Origin of the sequence: Dendronalium sp. ChiSLP03b (genome assembly GCF_034531165.2) — a bacterium.
Lineage (GTDB): Bacteria > Cyanobacteriota > Cyanobacteriia > Cyanobacteriales > Nostocaceae > Dendronalium > Dendronalium minutum.
This window is the reverse complement of the sequence record NZ_JAVRBR020000134.1, coordinates 12,315-38,845: the sequence shown is the minus strand read 5'-3', so window position 1 is coordinate 38,845 and position 26,531 is coordinate 12,315. Positions and strand designations below refer to the sequence as shown.

The following is a 26,531-nucleotide window of genomic DNA, read 5'->3' as shown; positions in this document are numbered from 1 at the left end:
AATTGATTTAAAGTATTAAATATAATAGTTGAAGCAGCCCGAACCATTACTTCTGCTGAAGTCTGCTTAAATGTCAGTTTTAACATAGATTAAGTATTAATGTCACCAAGCGAATCTAACCTTCCAACATCCTCTTAATATCTGCCATAATTTCAGATATTCGCCTATCTTTATCTAAGATATCAGCCACCAACTGCTCAGGCGGTAAATGCTCAAAATCCTGCTGAATATTCGGGTTTTTGCGGTCAAGATTATAAATCGCCCAGTAAATAGCATCTCCTTTAGCTTTCTCATCTTTAGCAATCTCGCGCTGAATTTGCTCCTCAGTTTGAGCCTGTTTAACCTCATCCTTGACTACCTGAATCTGATTGTTAATGCGTGCAATATCTTTTGATGGCGAAAAGTCCAAAATTGAATTTTGTAAACTTTGGATTTTCTCAGTTAATTCCTTAACTTTCTTTGCAATCTGATTAGCTGTTTCCTCTGCTTTCTTAGCAGCATTCCAATGAGGCGTTGCTTCTTTTATTACCTGGTTATAAGCTTCCCTAAAGTTATACTTATAAGCCTGTCCGTTCTCTTCTCGGTTTTTCCACCATGCCACACATTCAGCAAAATCTTCATCCTGTATCGGCTTAGTTTTGGTGTAAGTTTTCCGTCCTTCTGGTAAAGGTAACTCATAGTACCAAATCTCATCCGTTTGTCCAGAACGGTCAAAAAATAACAAATTTGTGGGAATGCCAGTATAAGGCGCAAACACCCCATTAGGTAAACGTACAATGGTATGCAGATTAAAATCCTTGAGTAAATCTTCCTTGAGTTTGGCGCAAATGTTATCCCCAAATAGCACCCCATTGGGAAATACTACTGCTGCGCGTCCTGGTTTGGGTCTTTGTCTGAGACGACGCATAATCAACTGAAGAAATAACAACGCCGTTTCTTTGGTTTGTCTATCTGGCGGAAAGTTATTTTTAATTCTGTCTTCTTCCTCACCCCCAAACGGCGGGTTAGTGAGAATGATGTCTACCCAGTCTTTTTCACCCATTTCGGCAATAGTAAACCGCAGACTATTACCATCATCAATATCGGGATATTCAAACCCGTGTAACAGCAAACTCATGTGCGCTAACATCAAAGGCAAGGATTTCGCCTCAGCACCAATGATGCTTTTTTGAAGTATCTGCCAATCTTGTGCGCTACACTGTTTTTTCAGGTATTCATACGCCTCAACCAAAAAACCACCTGTTCCGCAAGCAGGATCAAAAATGGTTTCTCCCAGTTGTGGTTCCATCACCTGCACAATAAACCGCACTACCGGACGGGGGGTGTAAAACTCTCCCGAATCTCCCGCAGCGTCTCGCATTTCCTTCAGCATGGACTCATAAAGATTGCTGAGGAGATTCACCTCTTCTGATTTATCAAAGTGAATATCATTTACCTTACTCAGCACATCCCACAGCAAAGTCCCACTAGTCATGCGGTTGTTGACATCTTTGAACACCTTGGCGATAACATCAGCGCGATCGCGTCCGGTTTTGCTTTTGAGATTCCGCAAATAGGCGAGTAACCCTGCACCTTTCGTGCCATCTGGTAAAATTGCCTCATCATTATTTATGAAACTTTTCAGGCGATCGCCCGTAAAATTTTCATTAGCAGCCCAATCTCGCCAGCGATAAGGCGGTTGAATAGTTGGTTTATAGGAAATTCCTTCTAACTCTGCTTCCACCTCATGCAGTTTCTCGGAATCATCTAAAAGTTTCAAGAACATGATCCAAGTCAACTGGGGAAGACGGTCTAATTCGCCATTCAATCCTTTATCCGTCCGCATGATGTCACGCGCTGACTTAATCACGCTTCCCAGTTTTTGAGCAGTAGTTACGGGTTTATCATTTTGTTTGCTAGTACGTTTTGACATGAATATTTTAGTACAACTATCATTAGATTTATGAGTAACTAAGAATTAAATTATATTCTTTATTATTGGTCATATAGTAATTCTTCTAATTGCTCAATATCATCTTTATAAGATACCAAAATACCATTTTCCTTAAAGAAATCTGTTTCTCTTAAAAAATTGCTTTTATCTTTATCATTTAAACTAATAAACCACAATTTTATTTGGCTCTCAGTAATACCTTCATATTTATCAAGTAAAAATTTCTTATGGTTACGCAACTGATTAATTGCCATTTTCCTTGAAGAGTAATTTGTTGATAATATTTTTATTTCTACCAGCCATTCTTCATTGTTGCTCATCGAAGCTCTTATATCCCACGGATTATTATTTTTATAATTATGGGTATAAATATTCGTAGTTTTAGGAAGAAGTATGTTATCTTCAACACCAAATAGTTTGCCTGAAACATACTGATTATTAAAATTCATTATTAGGTTTTTAACTCTTGACTCAGATTCTTGAATCAGAGACTTAACCTTTATAGAAATCGGTAAATTTGCCTGTCGAATCTCTGGAAGATATTTTTCCTGAAAATTATTATCTTGAATATTTCTTTCTAGTAAATTAATAAAATCATCCATAATGCTTGATATTAGCGTTATGACTTCGTTAACTTCTAGGCTAACAGCATAATGAACTATTTTATTTCGATATTTTGTTAGTTCATCAATATTACTTCTTAGTGGGCTTGTTTTAGATAATTCAGTAATATTTAGCATAATTGCGGCACGCTCTACTGCTTTTTCAAAACCAACTGAAAAAGCAGGTTTTTCTTGTTCAAATAAATCTAGAACCGATGCTTCAACTTGTTGAGGCTGATTACGCAGTTTAGCAAGTTTTTCCACTGCTGTATCTATATTTTCAAATATTAGATATTCATTAGTTTGAACGAGTAGCTGTTTGATCCCAAGCTCAATTCCATGATGAATCCAAATAACTGCTTCTTTGAGAAGCCAACCATCTTGCTTTCTTTGCCCCTCTCCCCATAATTCGTAGCCTCTCTTAAGAGAATGGTAGCAGTTCTCAATTAATCCGATGCGTAAACTTGGTGAATTTTGATCCATTTAATACTCCATAACTTGATTTCTATAATTATCTAAAATTTAAACTTTTATGCACTATAGAGATATTCCTGTAGTTGATTCACTGCTTGTCTCAGTTCTTGAACTCCACCAAAGCGTTGAGCAATCTCGGCTACATTACCATATTTATCAAACTCGCGGTTTGCCTTAAATGTTGTTGGAATATTAAACTCCTTAATTCCTTTGTCTGCATACTTGTCCAAAAGTATCTCTAAAATTGCCCTAGCATCTTCCCCATATTGCTCAAAAAAGTCAGCCTTGCGTCGTCGCAACCTTTCAGCCCGTTGCTTGCAAGTCAGCACCGGAGCATCAAAGGCAATATGACATAGTAAATCAAAAGGGTCTGCTTCGGGAAGATTAGTAACTTGTTTTAACTCATCAAAATCGATTCCCCGGTCTGCCAATAACTCAATAATCTCGGAACGCTGTTCTGGATCTGCCCAGCGTTGCTGGATTTCTAGAGTGGAACGATACAGAATGCGAACTTGTTCTCTGGTGTAGTCAATTAATCGAGACAAGCGCAGTTGATGGTCTGGGTTTAAATCATAAATTCTTTCTTCAACAATTTCTTCGCTTCCGCCATCGGCGTAATATTTCCGAGGTGGTGCGTCATCGTCATCTGGGAGTCCCCAAAATCCAGATTTGTCGTCATCATCTTCCAAATCTTCTGCTTCGTCTTCTAACTCTGCTGATTCCAGTTCCTCCTCATGTTCAGAGAGAACTTCCCCCCGATCATCTATCTCTGATTCATTAATGAGGGCAGGTTCTCCATCAAAATCTCTATCCTCAAACAAAACTGTGCTCTTGGTGTAGTCAAGTATATTAAAGGACAGCTTACCCCGTTCTTCTCGCACACGGGTTCCTCGTCCAATAATCTGTTTAAAGTCAGTCATTGAACGAATAACACGGGCAAGCACAACATTTTTACAGGTGGGAATATCTACGCCAGTTGTTAGCAACTTAGCAGTTACAGCAATGATGTGAGTTTCATCTAAGACATCTTTAAATTTATAGAGATGTCCCTTCCCCACATCACCAGCATCAGAGGTAATGCGAGTTATATAGTCAGGATTTGTTCTGGTGATATCGCTATTGAGGTTGCGTAATTCCTTGATCATTGCTTTAACGTGCGGCTCATCCACACAAAAGACAATGGTTTTGGCATAGCGATCGCTGCTTTTGAGAAAATCAGTAATATGTTGGGCGATCGCTTTCGTCCGCGCTTCTCTCACCAATTTCCGCTCAAAGTCCGGTGTCAGATAAACTTCATTCGGAATTGTTGTTCCATAGCGGTCAATCTGTCCAGCACTAGGTCGCCATCCTTCCCGATCGGAACGGGTAGTAACCCGATAAACTCGATAGGGTGCTAAGAAACCATCATCAATCCCTTGTTTGAGAGAATATGTGTAAAGGGGATTACGAAAGTAGCGATAGGTATCAACGTTATCATCCCGTAGCGGTGTCGCCGTCAGTCCTAACTGATAGGCAGGTTCAAAATGTTCCAGAATTTGTCGCCAGTTACTTTCATCCCTGGCACTACCTCGATGACACTCATCAACAATAATCAAATCAAAATAATCAGGACTATATTCTCTGTAAAGTCCTAAGCTATCTTCTCTATCACCAATAGCTTGATAAATCGCAAAGTAAAGGTCACGTCCTTTTTTCGCTTCGCCCTGAATTTTGTAAATTTTCTCCTGATTAAAGGCAGAAAAATCCTTATTCATCGGGTCATCTACCAGCACGTTCCGATCTGCCAAAAACAGAATTCTAGGAGAACGAGATTCTCCAGAAGCATTCCATTCCAAACTTGACAGTTTCCAAGCAATTTGGAAAGCAACAGTAGTTTTACCTGTTCCCGTTGCCAATGTCAGCAGTAGACGCTTTTGACCTTTGAAAATTGCTGCCAGTGCTGCATTAATGGCATTCCTTTGATAGTAACGCAGTGGTTTTCCTGGCGTTGGATAAAAGGGAGTTAGCAATTTTTCGGCTATGTCCTCTCTAATTTGTTCCATAGCTTCCCCTGTCAACCGTTGCCAAAGTTCATTAGGACTGGGAAATGAGTCCATGACATCAGACTGCTTACCTGTGATGAAGTCATACTCTACAATTCCTTGCCCATTAGTAGAGTAAGCAAACTTTACGTTGAGGATTTTGGCATAGGCGATCGCCTGTTCCAATCCCTCATCAGGAGTTTTGTGTTTCTTTTTCGCTTCTACTACCGCTAAAGGAAATTCTCCGTTGTATAGCAGCAAATAATCTGCAAATTTCCGTTCCCCACGAGGTTGACGCTTATTCTTGGGGCGAATCTTGCCATCAGTGAAGTAATACTGCTCAGTATAATCGTGTGGTTCTTGTTCCCACCCCGCATTTCTGAGTTTTGGCTCAACATACTTACGGCAGGTATTAGCTTCATTGCTCATTGCTTGCTATTTTACTAGTTACTTTTATAACTTAACCGCTAGTAACGTCTACGCACAACAAGATAATCTGATGCTTGTTATTCAAGATACTGATTCGCATAACAGGTTGTTTTATGCAAAGCGATCGCACTGCTTTTCTACATGAATCGTGGTTCATAATATCTTTTAATTAGTCACGAATCGTGAGTTAATGTGCTGTTGAGAACAAATAGGCTAATAGACATCATCCCCCAGACAACTGAATATAGAATCGACGCGCTCAGTAATTTGTCCTTGGAGCCGATGGAATACTGCAAACGATGGATTGATATGTCCCCCGATGATCGAGGGTACAGAAAAGCCTGCATTGCCGCTCTAGCTGAAGCGACTGGGCTAAGTCCAAGAACTATCGGAAACTGGGGACAGAACTTTGAGCGGCGGCCTAACTATGTGGTGCATATTCTACGCATGGCAGATATGCTCAATCAAATTAGGAAAATAGTCCTACCTCCTAATTATCCCCAAGAATAATTTACTCGTGATTCGTGACTAAAGTACTTGTGCTGGGAGCAGAGATTTTTTAAGTTGAGTTCAGCCAGCAAAGGATTTTTGGGAGTAGAGAGGCATTATAGCCAAAAAAATCTAAACGCTCCCTGCCACTGCTAGCTTTCGCTGACTCACAATGATGCAAAATGCAAACTGGGAGACACTCCCATCACAATCAACACCGAATTGATGTTATCCGTCAGTTGCCCCTCGAACCGATGGAGTATTGCCATCGTTGGGTTAGCCAAGAACCAGGTCGCAATTATCGCAAAGCTTGTATTAATGCGATCGCGCAAGTTACAGGTAATAGTCCAAAAACCGTTAAAGATTGGGGAACAGACTTTCGCCGGCGACCTAAATACGTTACCCGCATATTACGGCAGGCTGATTTAATCAATCAATTTAAACAGCTAGTTGTCAAGGGAATTGTTACCTTACCTCCAGACTTTCCTCAAGATTAAGTAAAAGCGATCGCTACTCACGACCAACTACCTTAAAAACCCCTTGCTGTTAATACAAGAGGAATCTTAGGCTGACGAAGTACTAGCTGTAACGAGCAGCCATATCTTTCTTGATGACAAAAATGCCAGAACATCAAATGAACTCAATCTCTACCTTTGACATCACTAAATATTTTCTCCTAGATGTCATGAAAGACATAAAAACTGGACGCATTCAACTTCCAGATTTTCAACGAGATTGGGTTTGGGACGATATCCATGTGCGTCGTTTGCTTGCCAGCATATCTTTGGCTTACCCGATTGGTGCAGTCATGATGCTTCAGCAAGGTAATCAAAGCCGACAATTTAAACCCCGCCCAGTTGATGGGGTATTAAAACCAGAAAATTATGCTCCAAACCTATTAATCCTTGATGGTCAGCAACGCCTGACAACTCTGTTTATGGTGCTGCTATCTGAACTAGCTGTAACCATCAAAGACCAAAAAAGCCAGAAAATTATCAAAAAGTGGTACTACCTGGATATTGAAAAATGCCTTGACCCAGAATGCGATCGCCGTAGTGCGATCGTTGCCTTACCTGAATCCAAAATTGCGCGAATCTTCACAGGCGGTTTGATTGATTGTTCCACTCCTGAAAAAGAATATCAGGCTCTATTGTTTCCCTTATCCAAAGTTTTCTTTTTTTCTGAATGGCGTAGTAAATTTTCTAAGTATTGGCAATACGATCCTCAAAAACTAGAGCTAATTGACACTTTAGAACTGGAAGTTCTCAAAAAATTTGAGCATTATCAAATACCTGTTATTCAACTGCGTGACTCTTTACCAAAAGAAGCAGTTTGCCAAGTCTTTGAAGATACAAATACTTCTGGCTGCGACCTCAATTACTTCGATTTAATGAGTTCTAGCTATTGCACTGCTGACTTCAGTTTGAGAGACGATTGGAAGCGCCGGGAAAACCGCTTTCAATCATTAAAAGTATTGCGTAAGCTACGAAGTACAGATTTTGTACAAGCAGTTACCTTAGTTGCTGGTTACGCTAAGAGGATAGAAGCTATAAAAAAAGGCTGGAATACCGATAAATTACCAGGCGTTGCTTGCGATCGCGCTGAAGTGCTAAAACTCACCAAAGAAGAATATCAAAAATGGGCTGATCCAATTTCTAGGGGTTTTGAAGAATCTGCTCGTTTCCTTTATAGTCAAAAAATCTTTGATGCAGATGATTTAGCTTACCCCATTCAATTAGTCATCCTAAGTGCCATTTTTACTGTTCTGGAAGAGCGTTCCCGTTCATTTCAAGTACGTTCTATGCTGGAACGCTGGTTATGGTGTGGGATGTTTGGTGAAGTATATACAAGGTGGTATGAGGCACGAGCCGGGCGAGACGTTATAGAAGTACCAGAATGGTTAGCAGGTGGTTCACTACCGCTCACCATTGTGCAAGCGGATTTTTCTTTTGATAGGTTGATTAGCGTTAGAAAACGTTACGGTGCAGTATATCAGGGTTTAGCTGCTTTACTACGACGTGAGGGGGCAATTGATTGGTGTACCGGGGAAGAAATCAATGATGTGATTTATTTTGAAGAACAGATAGATTCGCACCATATCTTCCCTGTGGCATGGTGCCGCAAGCAAGGCATTGACCCTAAAAAGTATAACTGCTTGATTAATCGCACACCTTTAAGTGCCAAAACAAACAAGAAGATTGGTAGTAAAGCGCCTTCAGTTTATTTAGAGGAGTTTGAACTTTCTGGGACATCAGCTAGAAGACTGGATGAAATGTTGCGATCGCACGCTATATTTCCAATAACTTTGCGGCGAGACGACTTTGAAAAATTTTTCCAGATGCGGGCAAATAATTTGCTGACGCTAATTGGAAAGGCAATGGGCAAAACTTTAAGTTTTGAATCTCTTGAAGATTCTGTTGGGGAGTCTCATAACGGGAATAGCAAAGAATATAAGCTTAATCCCGAAATAATAAGGAATTACTAAGCAATTAGCGTCAGAACCTCTGGCTTTACTCAATAGTGCTCTGGCAGCAAAACTGATAGCATACACCTCCCTTAATCCTCCTGAAGCTGTTTTTCAGGTGACTCTTTCTTTTGCAACCAGTCTTTGATCGCCTCCTCCAAAGCTGCTGTCTGTGTGACTTCTAGACGAGCGCAAGCAATTTCAAAAGCAATTTTTAAATCTTTAGGAATTCTTCCCCGAACTTCTCTAGTTTCTTCTGCCATCTCCACATAGTGCCTTGGTTCGGGCTTTATTGTTGCACAGTATATTGATAAAAGTTAATTTGCGTAAAAAAGCTTTTGCGTCATTGCGCTATTGCGCTTATAGTAATGATAGATAGCCAACCCAGTATAAAACTCAGTAACTTTCATTAATGCTGACGATGCTAAGGACACCATGAGCGTTATCACTGTACAATGCCGCATAGTTGCAGATGAAGAAAGCCTTCGATACCTGTGGAGACTGATGGCAGATAAAAATACGCCATTGATTAGTGAACTATTAGAGCAGGTAGGACAGCATCCTAAATTTGAGATTTGGCTACAAAAAGGCAAGCTACCAACTGGATTACTGAAAACACTGATTAATTCTCTTAAAACTCAAGAACGCTTTGCTGGGCAACCTGGCCGTTTTTATACTTCAGCAACTGCTCTTGTAGACTATATCTACAAGTCTTGGTTTGCATTACAGAAGCGACGAAAGCGCCAATTAGAAGGAAAAGAACGCTGGCTCCAAATCCTAAAAAGTGATTTAGAACTGGAACAAGAAAGTAATTGCAGCTTAGATATTATCCGTACTAAAGCAACAGAAATTCTATCTCAATTCGCTACTCAGTCTGCTACGAATTTCAATCGTAATCACAAAATTAAAAATAGTAAACAAACTAAAAAAGCAACATCAGAACAAATAAATTCTCAATTGTTCAATATTTTATGTAGCAGTTACGAAGCTAGCCAAGAAACTATTATTCGTTGTGCTATTGCTTACTTACTCAAAAATAACTGCCAGATTAGTGAAGTAGAGGAAGACTCAGAAAAGTTTGCGAAGACTCGACGCAAAAAAGAAATAGAAATTGAAAGATTAAAAGACCAAATCAAAAGTCGGATACCTAAAGGTAGAGATTTGACAGGAGAAGAGTGGTTAGAGACATTACAAATTGCTACAGAAAATGTCCTAAAAATGAAGACGAAGCAAAAGTTTGGCAGGCAAAGCTTTTAAGAAAATATAGTGTTGTTCCATTTCCAGTGGCTTATGAATCTAATGAAGATATGACTTGGCTGAAAAATGACAAAGGACGTATCTTTGTTCGTTTCAATGGCTTGGGCAAACATACCTTTGAAGCATATTGCGACAAGCGTCATTTGCACTACTTTCAGCGTTTTCTGAAAGATCAGGAACTAAAATGCAGTAGTAAAAACCAATACTCTAGTAGCCTGTTCACTCTTCGTTCAGGAAGGTTAGCTTGGCAGGAATGTGAGGGAAAAGGCGAAGCGTGGAAAGTAAATCGGTTAATGCTTTACTGCTCTTTAGACACTCGTATGTGGACGGCTGAAGGAACTCAACAAGTGGTTGTCCAAAAAGTTGCCAAAATTAGCGAGAGTTTGACGAAGATACAACAGAAAGACAACCTTAACAAAGAGCAACAAGCTTCAATAGTTCGTCAGCAGTCAACACTTGCTCGAATTAATAATCCCTTCCCTCGTCCTAGTAAGCCGATTTATAAAAGTCAACCTTCAATACTTGTTGGTGTCAGTTTTGGTTTAGATAAACCAGTCACAGTAGCAGTAGTAGATGCATCAAAACTTGAAGTTTTAGCTTACCGTAGTGTCAAACAACTACTTGGTGAAAACTACAACCTCCTAAATCGCCAGCGACAACAACAGCAACGTCTTTCTCACGAACGCCACAAAACTCAGAAAAAAGATGCACCAAACTCTTTTGGGGAATCAGAATTAGGGCTATATATTGATAGATTATTGGCATGTGCGATTGTGGCGATCGCAAAAACTTATCAAGCTAGCAGTGTTGTACTACCAAAACTACGGGATATACGAGAAATAATCCAGAGCGAACTTCAAGCTAAAGCTGAGAAGAAGATTCCTGGTTATAAAGAAGGTCAACAACAGTATGCCAAACAATACCGCATGAGCTTTCATCGCTGGAGTTATGGTCGATTAATTGAAAATATTACAAGCCAAGCAACAAAGATTGGAATCTCTATTGAAATTACATCACAACAAATTCGAGGTAGTCCTCAAGAGCAGGCAAGAGATTTAGCGCTTTCTGCTTACCAACAGCGTCAAGCTACTTCAGTTTAGTGAAACAAAACCGAACCTTGAAAATATAATATGTAGTTAACAGCGCCGCAGTTCATGCTCTTTTGAGCCGCTGTACTGTGATAAATCTGGGTTAGTTTGACGGTTGTCAGACCGTTTTGCTTTCTGACCCTGGTAGCTACCCGCTTCTGATGCTGCTGTCGCTAGACAGGATAGGTGCGCTCCCTGCAATAAGGAGTAAGGCTAATTTAGCCCTAACCGTTTTAGTAACGGTGAGGATGACCTCAGTGGTGGCTACTGAATCACCCCCTTCATCGGGGGAACCCTCCTAAATATTTTTTTGGCACGTCAAAGCGGGGGCAGAAACCCCGGAGTCCTGCCAAAATTTTAAAACCCTTATCCAGTCTTGACTCAATCAACTAGCATGTCAATGCATTTAGTTTTTTAATTTTTAGTTCAAGACTCTTTTAAGCACACCTGCCAAATTATGTGTATGGAGAGCTTCTATAGCAGGGGTTCTAGACGGGTCGAGTTTCAAAAACCATCCCGGCTAGGGGTGGGTTGAAAGCGTCCGCTGAAAGAGTTCGCACCTCTTCAGTAGAAGTTTCAAAAACTATCCCGGCTAGGGGTGGATTGAAAGCTGATTAGTCAAGAAAGTACAAATTGAACAGATGTGTTTCAACTATCATCTGGGCTGGAACTGTGTTGCAGAAATAAGGATATAAATACTATCTACTTACACTAACCAGATTTAAAATGGTTAAAGAGTATAACTGATTATTAGGAGGGTTGAAAGGAGCGCTGCGATCAAACAAAAATAAGAGCCAGTCGTTAAAAACAATAGAAAATTTGACGACATTAATGTGTTAACATTTGACTAAGTTAAATTGACAACATTAATCTGTTAAAACGACAAATAATTAGTTAATAACGACATTAGTCTGTTAACGACGACAAATAATTAGTTAACTGACAGCGACACATGGAGAATAACGGATTTGAACCGATGACCTCTGCGGTGCGATCGCAGCGCTCTACCAACTGAGCTAATTCCCCTTAATCATTGCTGAGCCTGACTAACTTAACATCTAACTGTCAGATGATATTCTAACATTCACTTACTGTAGACTGAGACTCTTTTTGCGAATAGACTTCCTGTACCCGTTCTAGTTCCAAATCAGTCAAGTAATCTACAGTCCAGTTACAGCAACGCTGGAGCATGTGGAATGGGTAAGTATTTGCTACACCAACAACTTGCATGTTAGCTCGTTTCGCCGCTTGGATGCCAGCTGGAGTATCTTCTATTGCTAAACACTCTTGTGGTTGTAGATTCAATTCGGGATATTTTTGATTCAGGCGTTCGACTGCCAGCAGATAACCATCGGGTTTGGGCTTACTGGTGGTAATATCGTCACCTGACACAATAACTTGAAAATATTCAGCCAGCTTGGCGCGGTTGAGTACCAGTTCTATTTCTTTGCGAATTGCTCCACTGACTAACCCTATTTTAAGATTCTGCGAATCTCTTTCAGAGATGCTTCGCGATCGCACCTGATATATTAAGTCCTCTACACCTGGGTAGATAGGCAGTTTTTCGAGTTTTTCTAGTTCCAATGCATAGGCTTGTGCCTTGCGGTTGAGCAACTGAGTTAAATACTCTTCCGTAGCTACTCTACCGCGACTAGCGAGCAATTCTTGAAAACAAGTGCGTTCTCCGAAGGAGTTGTCGTTCGCGGTAGCGTCTCTGAAAGAGAAGACATCGCTGCGTCCTAGAGAAGCTTGACGTTCGCTCATCTTTTGGGGTTGAAGATTTTCCTCAACGAGGATCTCATCTATTAATTGCAGGTGAATAGACTCATCTTTAATGATGACACCATTGAAATCAAAGAGAACTGCCTTTAAACTCATGCCCTTATGCCAAAAACTGGAGAACCTAAGCCCTCCAAATCATTATTATCTATTGTGCTATCTATCGATCTTGGGGTGTACTGTTGTCTTTTCTTTTGAGCAGTTACATCTGTCACAGGAATAGGTTTAACACCACTGGTTAATTGATTTATCCACCAGACATCTTGAGTACGCACCGCTTCAAACCCCGCTGCACCCATACTCGCATCCAAATTACCAGCGGCATACTCACGAATATAAGGCTCCTCAAAAATATTATTGAGCCACTCAAACTGACGTAAAGTCTTTTGATTGCCATCGAGAATCAAGATTTGTCCGCCAGCTACTAGCAACCGAAAACTTTCCCACAGAATTGCCTGGGATACTGTATTAGGTATTTCGTGAAACAGTAAAGAAGCTGTCACTAGGTCAAAAACAGCATTCTGGAAGTTTGTTGTCTCAGCATTTCCGTGTCGCCAGAGTATTTCTAAACCAGCGCTTTGGGCTTTATCCTCTGCCCTGACTAACATATAAGGTGATAAGTCTAAACCAATGACTTCCGCTTGGGGAAAAGCCTGCTTCAACATCAAAGTAGTTGAACCTGTGCCGCAGCCCAAATCTAGTATGCGTCGTGGATGTACTTTGACGGCATCAATCAAAGCCTGACGAACTAAGGTTTCATTAGGTGGCAGAAGATATTGAGTCACGGGATCGTAGCTAACCGCAACTTCCGGGTTGAGATATCCGCCCTCAATGCCGTGAAAGTTTTGGCTACTGTAGTATAAGGGAACTATGATATCAGACCGCCGGAAGCGATCGCTCTGTTTTTCCCAGTCGATACTATCCGCGTAACGCTGCAACTTATCTTCATCAATTAAAAAACGCACCATCGGGGAGAGAAAATTTTTCCAGGTTGTATTTTGACGCACTGCCATAAATGAACTGTTTTTAATAAGAGTCTTTTTATTTACAAATTTTAATGTATTGCTTGTTTGGCGATCGCATTGACACTCGAAATATTAAATACTACATTTATATTACAAAAGTGCTACCCTTAGGAGTAGTTCTTGTGCGTCACAAAAATTTAGAGAATTAACTGAAAATATTGTGCAGAATTTAAATTTTTATAACTAGCTACTGATAAAACACTAAATTCAGCGTCTAAACTCAAATTTCACCTTAAAAATCCAAACTAGAGAAAATTATGCCCTACGAAAAGTTAGAAATTACCACACCAGCACCCGTTTTATCTTGGGCAAATCACCCTTTAGGACATGAAGAAACCAAGATGGCAAAGAATGTGGCATCACTACCATTTGTGTTTAAGCATGTAGCTTTGATGCCAGATGTCCATTTAGGAAAAGGTGCTTTAGTTGGTTCTGTATTAGCAACAAAAGAAGCAATTATACCAGCGGCTGTGGGCGTAGATATTGGTTGCGGTATGTGCGCCATCAAAACGCCATTTACCGCAGATCAACTTGAAGGCAAGCTAAAAAAAATCCGCTTGGATATTGAAGCTGCAATTCCTACTGGATTCAACGAAAATAAAGACGTTGAAAAATCTGTCACTAACTGGCAACGCTGGCGTGATTTTCCAGACTTGCACCGAGGTGTACAAGACCTGCAAGGTAAAGCTATGAAGCAGATGGGTTCTCTTGGCGGAGGAAATCATTTTATTGAGGTATGCCTTGATACAGAGAACCAAGTTTGGCTGATGCTGCATTCAGGTTCGCGCAACATCGGCAATAATCTAGCTCAGTGCCACATTCACACAGCCAAAGAATTAGCCAAGATGGCAGGTAATAAATTACCTGACCCAGATTTAGCTCACTTTATAGCTGGTACTCCTGAATTTCAAGCGTACTGGAACGATTTGCAATGGGCGCAAGACTATGCAAGTTTCAACCGTGATGTGATGATGGCCCGTTTTAAGCACATTGTTGAAAAGCATCTGGCAGGTGGCAAGGCAGCTAAACCTTTATTGCAGGTCAATTGTCATCATAATTACGCCGAAAAAGAAGTGCATTTTGGCGAAGATGTGTATGTTACCCGCAAGGGTGCAGTACGCGCCCAGACAGAAGACTACGGCATTATCCCAGGTTCGATGGGGGCGAAATCTTTCATCGTTAAAGGTAAAGGTAATGCCGACAGTTTTTGTTCTTGCAGTCATGGTGCAGGACGTTTATTGTCTAGAAATAAGGCAAAAAATGTCTATACACTTGATGATTTAATAGAGCAAACTCAAGGTGTAGAATGCCGCAAAGATACTGGCGTTTTAGATGAAATTCCTGGTGCTTACAAACCAATAGAACAAGTGATGGAAAATCAGTCAGATTTGGTCGAAGTTGTGGCAACACTCAAGCAAGTTCTTTGTGTGAAAGGATAAATTTAGGAGAGTGGGTAATGCCCACTTTTTTATTTAATGCCGAAGTATCTGATAAATAAATGATTGTTTTAAGTGAATCCATAGAACAAATAGAACAATCTGCCAGCGCTAACGAAAATAAATTAATGACTGAGGCAGCCCAACTATTGGGGTGTAAAGTCTACTATATACCGCGAGATTTTGAACGCTGTGGTAATGCAGAAAATGCTCTATGGCATATTCCTGAATATGCGAAAGAAACTGCTGGCATTTGGGTGGGATATATTCCTGAATTAGAGCGCTATGAAGCGATATATCAAGCTGCTTTGGCTAAGGGGATCAAACTACTTAACACTCCTTTAGAACACCGAATAGCTTTGGAGTTCGATTTATTTTATCCCCATTTAAAAGGATTAACACCTGAGAGTGTAATTATTGCATCAACAAATGAATGTATTCAGGCTGGTGAATTATTGGGATATCCTGTATTTATTAAAGGCGCAGTTCAATCAAGGAAACAACAAGGATGGGAGTCTTGTGTAGCAAATAATCAAGAAGAATTGATTAGATTAACTGAATGGTTATTAAAACTTAAATATAGCTCGCGCAGCAAAGTTATTGTGAGAAAGTTAGTGAAGCTGCGACACCAACGCTTAGCTCCTAATGGCTTTCCTATGGGCAGAGAATTTAGATGCTTTATTTATAATCAGCAAATTTTAAAATATGGATATTATTGGGATGGTCAAGATAATTTGAGTCAATTATCCAAGCATGAAGAAAAGCAAGTATTAAGCTTGGCAATTCTAGCTGCTGAACGTCTGAGAGTTCCTTATATAGCAATTGATATTGGCCAGTTAGAAAGTGGAGAGTGGATTGTGATAGAGACAGCAGATGCTCAATTTGCTGGTGTTTGTCAAATTCCGGCATTGGAGTTATGGAATAAGTTGAAAGATATCTCAAGTTATTCCTAAGTCTAGATGCGTTACTGCTGTTCGCTAGACATGGCTTTAAGTTTTGAGGTGAATGACTCAGAGCGATCGCTTGTTTCTGGGGTAAATTGCTCAATAGGAGGATGATTAGCAGCAGGAGGCAGTAGTTTTGGTTCTTGAGGAGGATTTTGTAATAAGAAATTTATTTCTTTTGAAGTCAGCCTTTTAGCACCAGCAACAACGGGACTCAGAGTGGAAGATGTCAAAATGTTTTCCACCCGCTTTCCTTCCTCTTCATCATTCCTCGGTTGTAAGGTTGCAGTTTGATACTCATATTCATTGTCAACCGTAGTAGGTAAGGCATCGGCTGTAACTGGTGATGATTGAGAATACGTCACTTTCTCAAACATAATTTGTTTTTTAGCAGGCGGTAGTACTGGTGCAGCTAGTGCTGTTAAGCTTTCAGGAAATTTGCTACAAATCAAACGTTCAAATTCCATATTGAAATGATAAGTAGCCTGTCCCCGTCGCAGCCAAAACGCTAAGATTTGCTGCACTGAGATGCCTTTATAGCGACCTTGATACAATGCCTCAATCACTGCAAGATGCAACCAATTAGTTGGGTATTGGGCTTGCCAACGGTTAACTAACTCACTGGCACTGTACCCACTGAGGTCAAAACTATAGTGAACTAACAAGGCTGCTGCCAAGTCAGCAGAGGTTTTCGGAGCTGATGTTGACATTGAACTATTGGCTTCTGGCAGTAGGTATAAATTTTCTACCCGTCGCCTATAGCCTAGCGTGTTTTTAGCTATAGGATTTGTTACCAAGAGTTTCCCATTTAATAAATAATGTTTTTCATTTTACTTGGTCAATTGCTGACTGTCGAAACAATATAGCGTGAATTAATATTTGGCGTTCGCTCGATCGCAACTAATGCCTGATAAACCATTGCTGCCACTTCGGCACGTGTAGCCTCTCGTGTCGGTGCTAGCTGCTGAGGATCGGGATAGTTGACCACGATTTTCTGTTGTGTCGCTGTCACCACTGCCTTACGGGCGTAATCGGGGATCGCATTACTATCGGTGTAGGTGAGTGCGGTATTGCTATTCGCTGCTGGTAAGGCAAGTCCGTTAACTAACGATACAATCACCTGTAGCCTTTGCACATTTTGATCGGGGCGGAAAGTGCGATCGCTAAATCCGCTGACAAAGCCGCCGCTAGCTGCGATTTGGATAGCCTCATAAGCCCAAAAATTCTTAGGTACATCAGTAAAATCGGGTGCTAGGCGTTTTGGTGTGGGGTTTAAGGCAACCGCGATTAAAGCCGCATACTGGGCACGAGTCATGGGTTTATCTGGCTGGTATTTGCCATCAGCAAAACCATGAGTTAAATTCATGCTGGCTAATCCCCGAATAAACGCTTCTGCCCAATGCCCTGTGAGGTCGCTAAAAGAAGGAACATCGACATCAGGACTGACAATATAAGTTGAAGCGATCGCTTTTTCTTTGCTGCTGGCTACTAATGCCTGATAAATTAATACCGCTACCTCAGCACGAGTGATGTCTCGCAGTGGTTCTAGTAGGTCGGTTTGCGGATAGTTGACAATGAGTAGCTTTTGTGTAGCAACTGCCACAGCATTAGTGGCGTAACTAGGAATTTGAGCGCGATCGCGATATACAGTTAATAAATTTGGATTACCGCCACTCAGCTTTAACCCATTCACAATAGATACTATTGCTTGAACTTTCGTCAAATTTTGCCCTGGTCGAAACGTGCCATCGGGGAAGCCGCTAATAAAGCCACTCTCAGCCGCACTGGATATAGCTGATGCTGCCCAAAAATCTGGTTTGACATCGGGAAATTTATTGAGTTTATTGCTTGAGGGCAACTGAAAAGTTTTGGTAAGGATCGCGGCATACTGGGCGCGGTTAATCGGGGCATCGGGGCCGAAAGTGCCATCGGGAAAGCCACTAATTGCACCTTTGCTTATTAATGCTTCCACAAAAGCTGCCGCCCAATGCCCAATAAGATCGGCAAAATTAGTACCAACCGAGATTTGTCTGGGATTATCTTCTATGGCAGCAATAAACTCTACCTGTCCTTTGACTAGAGTAGGATTCAACTGATTGCCTGCTGAGACTAGCTGCACTGATGTGGCATTTTGCAAATCAAATTCGCCATTGCCTTGAAAAATATTGCCAGCAGCATCTTGGTTGCTACCTAAATCGGGGACTGCATTACCATTGACTAAAAGTCCACCTTGGGTATTTTCGGCAATTAGATTATTCCGTAGCACGGGGCGGGCATCACGAGAAAGTGCGATCGCTGAGCGGTTATCTGATAATTTATTATTTGCGATCAAAGGAGCAGCAAAGTCACTAACTGCTATACCCAAAGGATTTTTTTGAAATACATTCCGCAGTACTTCTCCCTTGCTATTACGCGCCATCATTAAACCACTGGCGGCGTTTTGCACGAACAAATTATCTAAAATTGCAGGTTTAGCATTACCAGTTGTAAATATGCCTTCCCGTCCGCAGTCGCTGAAAGTATTGTTAGCCATATTAGGTGCTGCCGATTCAATCCAGACACCAGTGCCTTTTGCTATGGGATTAGTAACAGTCACACCCACGAGACTGGCATCACTCAGCAACAGCAGCGTGATATTTTGCACCCCAAAACTAGGACTTTGATATTCACCACTCCCAGAGATCGCAATCCCTGTACCTTTGGTAGCTTCGTTACCTACCACAGTCACCCCTGCAGGGACAACCAGGGGAAACACCTCACCACTCGCCTTGCTGTAAGTTCCAGATGCTAGCTGAATAATCGCGGGTGTTTTATTTTCTTTTAAAGCACGGGTGAGGCTTTTAAACGGACTCAACCGCGAACCAGCATTAGTATCATTCCCTGTTACAGGATTGACATAGAGTGTGGTTACGAGAGTAGAGTTCACCATTGATTGTTGATTATTGACTGATGACTGTAAACAACTTTAAGCAGGATAATTTATATAAAATTTGAATAATTATTTATCATTTAAATCTCTTTGCGTCCCAACCATCCCCGCGTCCTCCCCTCCTCGTGTCCACATGTCTCTTCTTCATTAGTCTTTTAGCAATACTGTAAAGATAGTACCCTTTGGATGATTATCTTCAACAGTAATAGTACTGTGATGTGCCTCGATCGCCATTTTGCAGAAAGCCAATCCTAAACCAATTTGCGAAACATCTTGCATGAGAGTTCCAATCTCATATTTCTCAAAAATACTTTACCGCAAGTCTTGACGGACTCCCGGACCGAAATCAGCGACTTGTACTTTTGCAGCTTTTCCTTCCAGATACTCTGCCCACAAAATCACTTGGGTATTTGATGGTGAGAATTTAATCGCATTGGAAAGCAAGTTATCCAGCACTCGCCGAAAAATCGCCGCATCTACTTTTACAATGCCACCAGGTTGGGGTAATTCACCGATCGAGATTAGATTCTTTTGGGCTGCAATCTCCTCAACGTCTGCCAAGGCTGAAATACAAAGCGCACAGAGGTCTACCTCTGTGTAGTTGAGAATTATTTTGCCAGATTCTAACTTTGCCACGAGCAACAAGCTATCAATTAACGTTTGCAGTTCTTGGGCAGCGATCGCAATTTGATCGAGCTTTTGTTGTTGCTGTTCGACAGACAAACCAGGAAACTGGCAAATCTTAGTCGATAGGATAATGCTAGTCAGCGGATTTCGCAGGTCATGCACAATCATATTGACCATATCTTCTCGGAGTTTCAGCAATACTTGCAGGTTGTCGTATTGCTGCTTAATTCGCAGCATAGAACCAACCCTAGCTCGTAACTCCAAACTATTGACGGGTTTACTTATGAAGTTATCTGCACCCGCTGCTAAACAGTGAGCCAAATCTTCTTTAGAATTTAACGCCGTCACCATCACAATCGGAATTCCCTGCCATTGCGGATTGGTTTTGATGCGCCTACATACTTCCATACCATCAAGATCGGGCATCATCACATCTAGCAAAATCACATCGGGCTGAAAACTTTTGAGGCGATCGAGGGCTTGTTGACCGCTAGGAGCATAGTGTAACTAATAGTTTTCGTCGTCTAGTAACGTTTCCACAACATCGAAATTATCCGGTTCATCATCAATCACTAAAATAGAGGGTTGAGTGTCCATTGAGAATTTCCCCTATTTGTTTAAAAATTGTTGAATAGTGGCTACAAGCTGTTTGAGTTTGACGGGTTTGGTCAAATATTCATTGGCTCCAGCTGTTAAACAAGTTTCGCGATCGCACGTAAGACTACTCTGGGAGCTTTCAGTAAATTTGCTGTCACCAAAATTTGTACACTACGATCCAGATGAGCCACATCAGAACCTCTGTTTGAAAGCCATCGCACTGACAAGTTTTAAAATCAACCCGATCGTGCCAAGTTTTTGAAGAAATAATTTAATTAAGCTTTGCGGCTCACTCCATACCTTTCCTCATCCTTACGGAAGTTCTAGAGTGGTAGCTAAGTATTTATTCCATAATTCCAAATTAAAATAATAGTAAATACTCTCGAATTATTTAGAAATAAAATTCCTACTTTTCCTCGATTCTTTTTTCGTTTAAAACCTGAGTAATAAATTTATTCAAGCAATTATCCAAAACAAATAGCTTGTGATATTCGCAGATAATATTGTTAGTTATTGAAAACTGAGAGGTTAATTTTAAATGTCACGACTAAGTTTTTATCTGGTGTTATCAGCAAGTAAGGAACGTCGCTCAACACAGCGATCGCAATATACAATCTCAGCCTCAAAGCCAAGTATCAAGCCTGCTTGACTTATAAGTTCTGCTGTAACTACGATATAAATACTGATGATTGTTAAAACATAATAAATAATAATATTAGTTTACTACTTTATTCTAAGCCTAGATCGATAATGATTACTAACTTCCTCAGTGTTGAAGATTTACAACTAACTATTATTCGTCATCCTCTAATTGTTAGTCCTAAAATTCTACTTCTGGATGTAGTTACCTTAATAAATCAAGCACAAGGTAATTTTGGTAATTGCCCAATCAAGGAATATAAATCTTTAGAAGATTCGGCTAAAGAAGTTGGCAGTATGACACCTCAACCTGACAGTTGTGTTCTAGTCATGGAAAACTCACAGTTAGTGGGTATCTTTACACAGCGAGATTTAATTAAGCTGACAGCAGAAGGAAAGAGTCTAGAGGGTATCACTGTTGCTGAAGTGATGACGAGGGAATTAGTAACGCTGAAGATGGCAGAGTTTAAAGATGTTTTTACTGCTTTAGATTTGCTGAAGCGACATCGCATTCGCCATCTGCCTATTTTAGGAAAAGAAGGAAAAGTAATAGGACTAGTTACTCCTGCAAGTCTGCTAACAGTCACCATTCATCAAGCAGGACTCTACAATTATGCACGAGTTAAACTTGCCGAACGCCAGAGAATCGAAGCAGAACTACGCTTAGAACGCAACTTTGTTTCTGCGGTTTTGAATCTAGCAGATGCTTTAGTAATTGTGCTGGATTGTCAGGGTAGAATTGTGCGTTTTAATCATATTTGCGAACAAATTACAGGGTATAAATTTTCTGAAGTTGAAGGAAAGCTACTTTGGGATGTTTTATTATTACCGGAAACAACAGAATGTATAAAAGATGCTTTTGAAAATTTGCTAGATAGAGAGTTTCCCAAACGTTATGAAACTTATTTATTAACAAAGGAGAGCGATCGCCGCTTAATTTCTTGGTCAAATAATGTCTTACTTAATTGCGATGAACGAGTTGAATATATTATCTGTACGGGTATTGATATTACCGAAAGTAGAAAAGCTCAAGAGGAACTTCAACAGACTCGCAACTTTCTCCAATCTATGATTAATAATCTTCCTGTTGCAGTTTTTGTTAAAGATGCCAATCCAGAAAGTTTTGGGACATTTAAGCTATGGAATCATACTTGCGAAAGTATGTTTGGTATTACAGCCGAACAAGCTATTGGCAAAACAGATTACGAATTTTTTCCACAAACACAAGCAGACTTATTTCGTCAAAAAGACCGAGAAGCATTTTCTAGTGGTGTACCTCAAGATATTTCCGAGGAATTTATTGACATACCTAACTGCGGTAGAAGAATTTTGCATACGACTAAAATACCTTTATATGACAAAAAACAACAACCTGAATACCTGCTATGTATTGCAGAAGATATTACAGAATACAAACAGGCAAAGGAAAATCTACAACAAGCAAAAGAGCAATTACAAACCGTTTTGGATGCAGTACCTGGGTTTGTTTCTTGGGTCAGTACAGATGGATATTATTTAGGAGTTAATCGCCATTTAGCTGAAAGTTTTAACTTGACTACCGATGCTTTTATCGGTCAAGAATTGGGCTTCATGCAAAACAGCCAGCAATTTACAGAGTTTATGCGTAAGTTTTTGGCTAGTCAAGATTTAGCAGCTTCTAGCGTTATTAATTCTCAAGTCAACAGCACAACACGCAATTATTTGCTCGTAGCTCAAAAATATCAACAAAACACTGCTGCTGTTGTATTCGGAATTGATATTACAGAACGCAAACAAGCAGAAATTGCCTTGGCTGAGTCTGAAGCAATGCTTCGCTCGTTGTTGAATAGTACTCCTAGTGTTGTGGCAATGGTTAATCGCCAAGGGAAGATTTTGTTTATCAACCAAGCAATGCCTAACCTATCAATTGAGGAGGTTATAGGGAGAAATATTGATGAATATGTAATTTCTGAAGACTGTCACATTCAGCGTTCTGCTTTAGAAGATGTCTTCGCTCTTGGGGAAGTTGTTAGTTATGAAATCCGTGCTATTGAAGCAAATGGACTTTTTACGTATTATCAATGTCAGGCTGGGCCAATTTGGCGTGAGGGGAGAGTTACAGATGCGGTTATTGTCTTAAATGATGTTAGCGAACAGCAAGCTGCGTTACGCGATCGCAAACAAGCTGAAGCAGCACTTAGAGAGAGCGAACAAAAATTTCGCTTACTTACAGAAAATATTAAAAGTACATTTTGGATCGGCGATCTTAGAAAAGACACTCGCCAGATTGTCTACGTCAGCCCCGCTTTTGAAGAAATCTGGGGACGTTCTACGCAAGAAGCTTATGCATCATCTGATACATTCTTAGAAGCAATTCATCCTGGCGATCGCCAGCGCTTCATTGCAGAGACACCAAAACGAATGCAGAGTGAGCATGATGAAGAATACCGAATTGTACGACCAGATGGTGCGATACGTTGGATTCGCAGCCGTGCCTTTCCGATCAAAAACGAGCAGGGAGAAGTTTATCGCATCACTGGGATTGCTGACGATATTACAGAACGCAAACAAGCTGAAATCGCTTTGCAAAGTTTAATAGAAAGCACAGCTTCCACCACAGGGCATGATTTTTTTCCGGCATTAGTTGAGTACATTTCTTCTGCTTTAGATGTCCGTCATACTTTAGTGACTGAGTTAATTGATGGGCAAGTCCACACTTTAGGATTTTGGTCTGATGGGCAGTTACAGCCTAATATTTGCTATGACCCAACATCAACACCTTGTGAAATTTTACTCAAGCAAGGATCTTACTACTGTTGTTCGGGAATTCAGCAACTTTTCCCTACTGCTGAAAGATGGGTTGCTATGGAAGCCGACAGTTCTATGGGAGTTATTTTGAGCGATGATTTTGGTAATCCCATTGGCTCATTGTGTATTGTAGATGAAAAGCCTATAGCCGACCCCTACAAATTTGAAGGAATTCTCAAAGTATTTGCAGCTAGAGCATCTGCCGAACTGCAACGACAACGGGTGCAAGAAGCTCTACAACAACTCAATCGAGATTTAGAAGCTAGGGTTGAGCAACGCACCTTAGAACTGCAAGAAAGTGAGGCAGAGCTAAGAGCTATTTTTAATCAAGCAGCGGTGGGAATTAAACTCGAAACTTTGGATGGGCGGTTTATCAAAGTTAATCAGAAACTGTGCGAAATTTTAGGTTACAGCCAAGAAGAACTTCTGGAAAAAAACTATATCGATATTACTTATGTAGAAGACATACAATGCCATCAAAATAATTTGCAAAAATTGATTGCAGGAGAGTTAGAAACATTCTCAATTGAAAAACGTTGTTTACATAAAAATGGAAATTTCATCTGGATAAATCTAACGGTTTCTCTGATTCGAGACATAAACGGTAAGCCTATTTATTCCATTGGTGTAGTTAAAGACATCCGCGAACGCAAAAAAGCTGAGGAAGATATTTGTAAAGCTTTAGCAAAAGAAAAAGAACTCAGCGAGCTAAAATCTCGTTTTGTTTCTATGACATCCCACGAGTTCCGTACTCCTCTGGCTGTGATTGCCTCCTCTGCGGGAATTTTAAAAAGTTTTAGCCATAAACTGGATGAAGAACAAAAGCATAAACATCTTCAGTGTATTCAGACCTATGTTCAACACACTACTCAACTTTTAGATGATATTTTGCTCATTAATAAGGCTGAAGCTGGAAAATTAGCATTCGCTCCAACTGATATTAATTTGGTTGATTTTTGTCACTCTTTGGTAGAAGAAATACAACTCAGCGCTCCCAACCATACACTAGTCTTCTCTTCTCAATACTTGAGTAGTTCATCAGCAGGTAATAACTTTGTAGCTCGGATGGACAAGAAGCTTTTGCGACAAATCCTCAGCAATTTGCTTTCAAATGCTGTCAAATACTCCCACGCCAACAGTAATATTCAAATTGATTTATTAGTTGCTGCTAAAATAGCAGTTTTTCTCATTAAAGATGAAGGTATCGGTATTTCACCAGAGGATCGGCAGAACTTATTTGAGTCTTTCTATCGAGGTAGTAATGTTGGTAATACACCAGGCACGGGATTAGGATTGACAATTGTCAACAAGTGCATAGACCTTCATGGAGGACGAATTGCCTTCACTAGTCAAGTTGGAGCGGGTACAACATTTAGAGTAGAACTGCCATTGATGGCAACTAATACTAATTCGTAATAAAGTGGCACTGCAACCTTACGCCTTTAATCAGATTTCATCTGGATTCGCAGGTTGAAATCTGTTGCCTGATTTTAAAGAATTTGTATAGATTTCCTCACTTGAGAGTATCCTATGTGTTACCCATAGAGAATTTTGGGAAAAATAAACTACGAGATACGATTTGGAACTAAATCTAGGTGGCCAAAGTGTCAAGCTGGAGAATCTGTTCTAATAACGGCATATTCTATGTATCTAGACATAGAAAAATTTGTGAACAAAATGAGTATTTAAACACAATATGAATAAAAAAATATTAATCATTGAAGATGAAATACAAGCTGGCTCAAATATTCAACAAATTTTAAGTTTGTCAGATTTTAAAACTATTGTTGCAAATAATGGCTTAGAAGGATTACGGCTTGCTAAAATTTGCAAGATAGTCTTTTATTTCTAGACATCATAAAACTCATATATTTATCTTGAAAATATTAGATGAATACAATTTTGATTATAGAAGACGAACACCAAGTTCGGGAAAATATTCAGGAAATTTTGCAACTTTCTGATTTTGAAACTTTGATAGCTCCCAATGGTAAGATTGGATTAGAAATTGCCAAAAAACAATTACCAGACTTGATTATCTGTGACATCATGATGCCAGAATTAGACGGCTATAGCGTACTGTCTGCTCTGCGTCAACATGAAGCAACTGTCAATATTCCTTTGATATTTGTCACTGCTAAAGTTGAACGTTCAAATTTTCGTCAGGGTATGGAGTTTGGAGCTGATGATTATTTGACAAAACCATTTACGCCTGAAGAACTACTAAACGCGATCGCTATTCGTCTTAAAAAACAGGCTGTAGTTGAACGTCAATCTCAAGCTAGGCTAGATGAACTACGAATGAATATTGCTCACTCATTGCCTCACGAACTGAATACTCCTTTAAATGGTATTCTCGGTATGTCGCAGTTATTAATAGAGAATTGTGGCAATATTCATGAATCTGAAGAAATCGAAATTGCCGAACTCATTCACACTTCTGCTAATCGGTTGTATAAATTAGCCCAAAGATTTTTACTTTATAGTAATCTTGAATTAATAGTAAGAGAGCCTGAAAAAGTTCGTCATATTCAAGAAAAAGTAGTTAAATGTCTTGCTCACAAAATTATTAATCCAGTTTCTCTTACAAAAGCTATAGAAGTAGATAGAGAGAAAGATTTAAAACTCGAACTCCAAGAATCTACTGTGCAAATGCCAGAAGAAAAATTAAGTCTTGTTATTGAAGAATTAATCGACAATGCCTTTAAATTTTCTTTACCAAATAGTGAAGTTCGAGTTATGAGTAGTGCCGATGACAGTAACTTTAGTTTGTATGTAATTGATAATGGTAAAGGAATGACTGTTCAGGAGATTGAAAAAATTGGAGCTTTTTTCCAATTTAATCGCAAGTCATACGAACAACAAGGCTCCGGGCTGGGGCTGAGTATTGTTCAGCATATAGTTAAACTATATGGTGGTGAACTTACTATCAACAGCATTCCTGAGCAACAAACTATAGTAAAGATTGTTTTACCTTGCTAACGTAATTTGGCTTTTTAATTTGAATTCAC

General features: G+C 40.0%; 17 protein-coding genes, 1 tRNA gene and 2 pseudogenes. 9 read left to right on the top strand and 11 right to left on the bottom strand.

The features are described from left to right. Nucleotides 1–115: 115 nt before the first annotated feature. The 4 genes from RMY31_RS31155 to RMY31_RS31140 all read right to left on the bottom strand — a co-directional run bounded on the left by RMY31_RS31155 (nucleotide 116) and on the right by RMY31_RS31140 (nucleotide 5,616). The gene (locus tag RMY31_RS31155) at nucleotides 116–1,912 is read right to left on the bottom strand and encodes an N-6 DNA methylase (protein ID WP_409878945.1); all 1,797 of its coding nucleotides are present in this window, start codon (nucleotides 1,910–1,912) and stop codon (nucleotides 116–118) included. A 62-nt stretch (nucleotides 1,913–1,974) separates the two neighbouring features. Beyond that, nucleotides 1,975–3,018: a hypothetical protein gene (locus tag RMY31_RS31150; protein WP_409878942.1), complete on the bottom strand. Its 1,044-nt coding sequence runs from the start codon at nucleotides 3,016–3,018 to the stop codon at nucleotides 1,975–1,977. Between the two features lie 47 nt (nucleotides 3,019–3,065). Beyond that, entirely contained in the window at nucleotides 3,066–5,459 is a 2,394-nt protein-coding gene (gene hsdR / locus RMY31_RS31145; RefSeq protein ID WP_409878940.1) for an EcoAI/FtnUII family type I restriction enzme subunit R, read from the bottom strand. A gap of 31 nt (nucleotides 5,460–5,490) precedes the next feature. Next, a complete protein-coding gene (locus tag RMY31_RS31140; protein ID WP_409878938.1) occupies nucleotides 5,491–5,616 on the bottom strand; it encodes a hypothetical protein in 126 nt (41 codons plus the stop codon). A gap of 125 nt (nucleotides 5,617–5,741) precedes the next feature. On the opposite strand from RMY31_RS31140, the gene RMY31_RS31135 reads away from it, so the two are divergent. The 3 genes from RMY31_RS31135 (at nucleotide 5,742) to RMY31_RS31125 (ending at nucleotide 8,433) form a co-directional block, all read left to right on the top strand. Further along, nucleotides 5,742–5,969, top strand: coding sequence for a hypothetical protein (locus RMY31_RS31135; protein WP_409878936.1), 228 nt, complete (start codon nucleotides 5,742–5,744; stop codon nucleotides 5,967–5,969). A gap of 161 nt (nucleotides 5,970–6,130) precedes the next feature. After that, nucleotides 6,131–6,445, top strand: coding sequence for a hypothetical protein (locus tag RMY31_RS31130; RefSeq protein WP_322664981.1), 315 nt, complete (start codon nucleotides 6,131–6,133; stop codon nucleotides 6,443–6,445). A gap of 122 nt (nucleotides 6,446–6,567) precedes the next feature. Then, complete coding sequence (locus tag RMY31_RS31125; RefSeq protein ID WP_409878934.1) at nucleotides 6,568–8,433, top strand: DUF262 domain-containing protein; 1,866 nt, start codon at nucleotides 6,568–6,570, stop codon at nucleotides 8,431–8,433. 71 nt (nucleotides 8,434–8,504) lie between these two features. On the opposite strand, the gene RMY31_RS31120 is transcribed toward RMY31_RS31125, so the two are convergent. Beyond that, nucleotides 8,505–8,675, bottom strand: a complete 171-nt coding sequence (locus RMY31_RS31120) for a hypothetical protein (protein WP_322664985.1) — start codon at nucleotides 8,673–8,675, stop codon at nucleotides 8,505–8,507. Between the two features lie 241 nt (nucleotides 8,676–8,916). On the opposite strand from RMY31_RS31120, the pseudogene cas12k reads away from it, so the two are divergent. Next, nucleotides 8,917–10,769: pseudogene (gene cas12k, locus RMY31_RS31115) on the top strand (type V CRISPR-associated protein Cas12k). A gap of 941 nt (nucleotides 10,770–11,710) precedes the next feature. Here the strand turns inward: cas12k and RMY31_RS31110 are convergent. From RMY31_RS31110 to RMY31_RS31100, 3 genes are all read right to left on the bottom strand, one after another. Then, nucleotides 11,711–11,783, bottom strand: a tRNA-Ala gene (locus RMY31_RS31110). Between the two features lie 51 nt (nucleotides 11,784–11,834). Next, nucleotides 11,835–12,635, bottom strand: a complete 801-nt coding sequence (locus tag RMY31_RS31105) for an HAD family phosphatase (protein WP_322664987.1) — start codon at nucleotides 12,633–12,635, stop codon at nucleotides 11,835–11,837. After that, nucleotides 12,632–13,549 carry a class I SAM-dependent methyltransferase gene (locus tag RMY31_RS31100; protein ID WP_322664989.1) on the bottom strand — a complete coding sequence of 306 codons (918 nt, stop codon included), beginning with the start codon at nucleotides 13,547–13,549 and terminating at the stop codon, nucleotides 12,632–12,634. Before RMY31_RS31100 ends, RMY31_RS31105 begins: the two co-directional genes overlap by 4 nt. A 269-nt stretch (nucleotides 13,550–13,818) precedes the next feature. Between RMY31_RS31100 and RMY31_RS31095 the strand changes: the two genes are divergently transcribed. Together RMY31_RS31095 and RMY31_RS31090 are read left to right on the top strand one after the other, a co-directional pair. After that, entirely contained in the window at nucleotides 13,819–15,000 is a 1,182-nt protein-coding gene (locus RMY31_RS31095; protein WP_322664991.1) for an RtcB family protein, read from the top strand. Between the two features lie 59 nt (nucleotides 15,001–15,059). Beyond that, complete coding sequence (locus RMY31_RS31090) at nucleotides 15,060–15,950, top strand: ATP-grasp domain-containing protein (RefSeq protein WP_322664993.1); 891 nt, start codon at nucleotides 15,060–15,062, stop codon at nucleotides 15,948–15,950. Between the two features lie 11 nt (nucleotides 15,951–15,961). On the opposite strand, the gene RMY31_RS31085 is transcribed toward RMY31_RS31090, so the two are convergent. The 3 genes and pseudogenes from RMY31_RS31085 to RMY31_RS31075 form a co-directional block, all read right to left on the bottom strand. Continuing rightward, entirely contained in the window at nucleotides 15,962–16,651 is a 690-nt protein-coding gene (locus tag RMY31_RS31085; protein ID WP_322665027.1) for a hypothetical protein, read from the bottom strand. Nucleotides 16,652–16,779: 128 nt separating this feature from the next. Beyond that, nucleotides 16,780–18,870 carry an S-layer homology domain-containing protein gene (locus RMY31_RS31080; protein ID WP_322664995.1) on the bottom strand — a complete coding sequence of 697 codons (2,091 nt, stop codon included), beginning with the start codon at nucleotides 18,868–18,870 and terminating at the stop codon, nucleotides 16,780–16,782. Nucleotides 18,871–19,017: 147 nt separating this feature from the next. After that, nucleotides 19,018–20,094, bottom strand: a pseudogene (locus RMY31_RS31075) (response regulator). Nucleotides 20,095–20,844: 750 nt separating this feature from the next. Here RMY31_RS31075 and RMY31_RS31070 point away from each other — a divergent pair. The 3 genes from RMY31_RS31070 to RMY31_RS31060 all read left to right on the top strand — a co-directional run bounded on the left by RMY31_RS31070 (nucleotide 20,845) and on the right by RMY31_RS31060 (nucleotide 26,502). After that, nucleotides 20,845–24,936 (top strand): PAS domain S-box protein, encoded by a 4,092-nt coding sequence (locus tag RMY31_RS31070; RefSeq protein WP_322664997.1) that lies wholly within the window; start codon nucleotides 20,845–20,847, stop codon nucleotides 24,934–24,936. 280 nt (nucleotides 24,937–25,216) lie between these two features. After that, nucleotides 25,217–25,372 (top strand): hypothetical protein, encoded by a 156-nt coding sequence (locus RMY31_RS31065; RefSeq protein ID WP_322664999.1) that lies wholly within the window; start codon nucleotides 25,217–25,219, stop codon nucleotides 25,370–25,372. A gap of 38 nt (nucleotides 25,373–25,410) precedes the next feature. Then, nucleotides 25,411–26,502: a response regulator gene (locus tag RMY31_RS31060; RefSeq protein WP_322665001.1), complete on the top strand. Its 1,092-nt coding sequence runs from the start codon at nucleotides 25,411–25,413 to the stop codon at nucleotides 26,500–26,502. Nucleotides 26,503–26,531: the final 29 nt, after the last annotated feature.

Coding starts and splice junctions, on each gene's coding strand:
- RMY31_RS31095 (WP_322664991.1), top strand. CDS start 13,819: ATGCCCTACGAAAAGTTAGAAATTACCACACCAGCACCCGTTTTATCT.
- RMY31_RS31155 (WP_409878945.1), bottom strand. CDS start 1,912: ATGTCAAAACGTACTAGCAAACAAAATGATAAACCCGTAACTACTGCT.
- RMY31_RS31080 (WP_322664995.1), bottom strand. CDS start 18,870: ATGGTGAACTCTACTCTCGTAACCACACTCTATGTCAATCCTGTAACA.
- RMY31_RS31085 (WP_322665027.1), bottom strand. CDS start 16,651: ATGTCAACATCAGCTCCGAAAACCTCTGCTGACTTGGCAGCAGCCTTG.
- hsdR (WP_409878940.1), bottom strand. CDS start 5,459: ATGAGCAATGAAGCTAATACCTGCCGTAAGTATGTTGAGCCAAAACTC.
- RMY31_RS31060 (WP_322665001.1), top strand. CDS start 25,411: ATGAATACAATTTTGATTATAGAAGACGAACACCAAGTTCGGGAAAAT.
- RMY31_RS31130 (WP_322664981.1), top strand. CDS start 6,131: ATGCAAACTGGGAGACACTCCCATCACAATCAACACCGAATTGATGTT.
- RMY31_RS31135 (WP_409878936.1), top strand. CDS start 5,742: ATGGAATACTGCAAACGATGGATTGATATGTCCCCCGATGATCGAGGG.
- RMY31_RS31125 (WP_409878934.1), top strand. CDS start 6,568: ATGCCAGAACATCAAATGAACTCAATCTCTACCTTTGACATCACTAAA.
- RMY31_RS31120 (WP_322664985.1), bottom strand. CDS start 8,675: ATGGCAGAAGAAACTAGAGAAGTTCGGGGAAGAATTCCTAAAGATTTA.
- RMY31_RS31070 (WP_322664997.1), top strand. CDS start 20,845: ATGATTACTAACTTCCTCAGTGTTGAAGATTTACAACTAACTATTATT.
- RMY31_RS31150 (WP_409878942.1), bottom strand. CDS start 3,018: ATGGATCAAAATTCACCAAGTTTACGCATCGGATTAATTGAGAACTGC.
- RMY31_RS31140 (WP_409878938.1), bottom strand. CDS start 5,616: ATGAACCACGATTCATGTAGAAAAGCAGTGCGATCGCTTTGCATAAAA.
- RMY31_RS31090 (WP_322664993.1), top strand. CDS start 15,060: ATGATTGTTTTAAGTGAATCCATAGAACAAATAGAACAATCTGCCAGC.
- RMY31_RS31105 (WP_322664987.1), bottom strand. CDS start 12,635: ATGAGTTTAAAGGCAGTTCTCTTTGATTTCAATGGTGTCATCATTAAA.
- RMY31_RS31100 (WP_322664989.1), bottom strand. CDS start 13,549: ATGGCAGTGCGTCAAAATACAACCTGGAAAAATTTTCTCTCCCCGATG.
- RMY31_RS31065 (WP_322664999.1), top strand. CDS start 25,217: ATGAATAAAAAAATATTAATCATTGAAGATGAAATACAAGCTGGCTCA.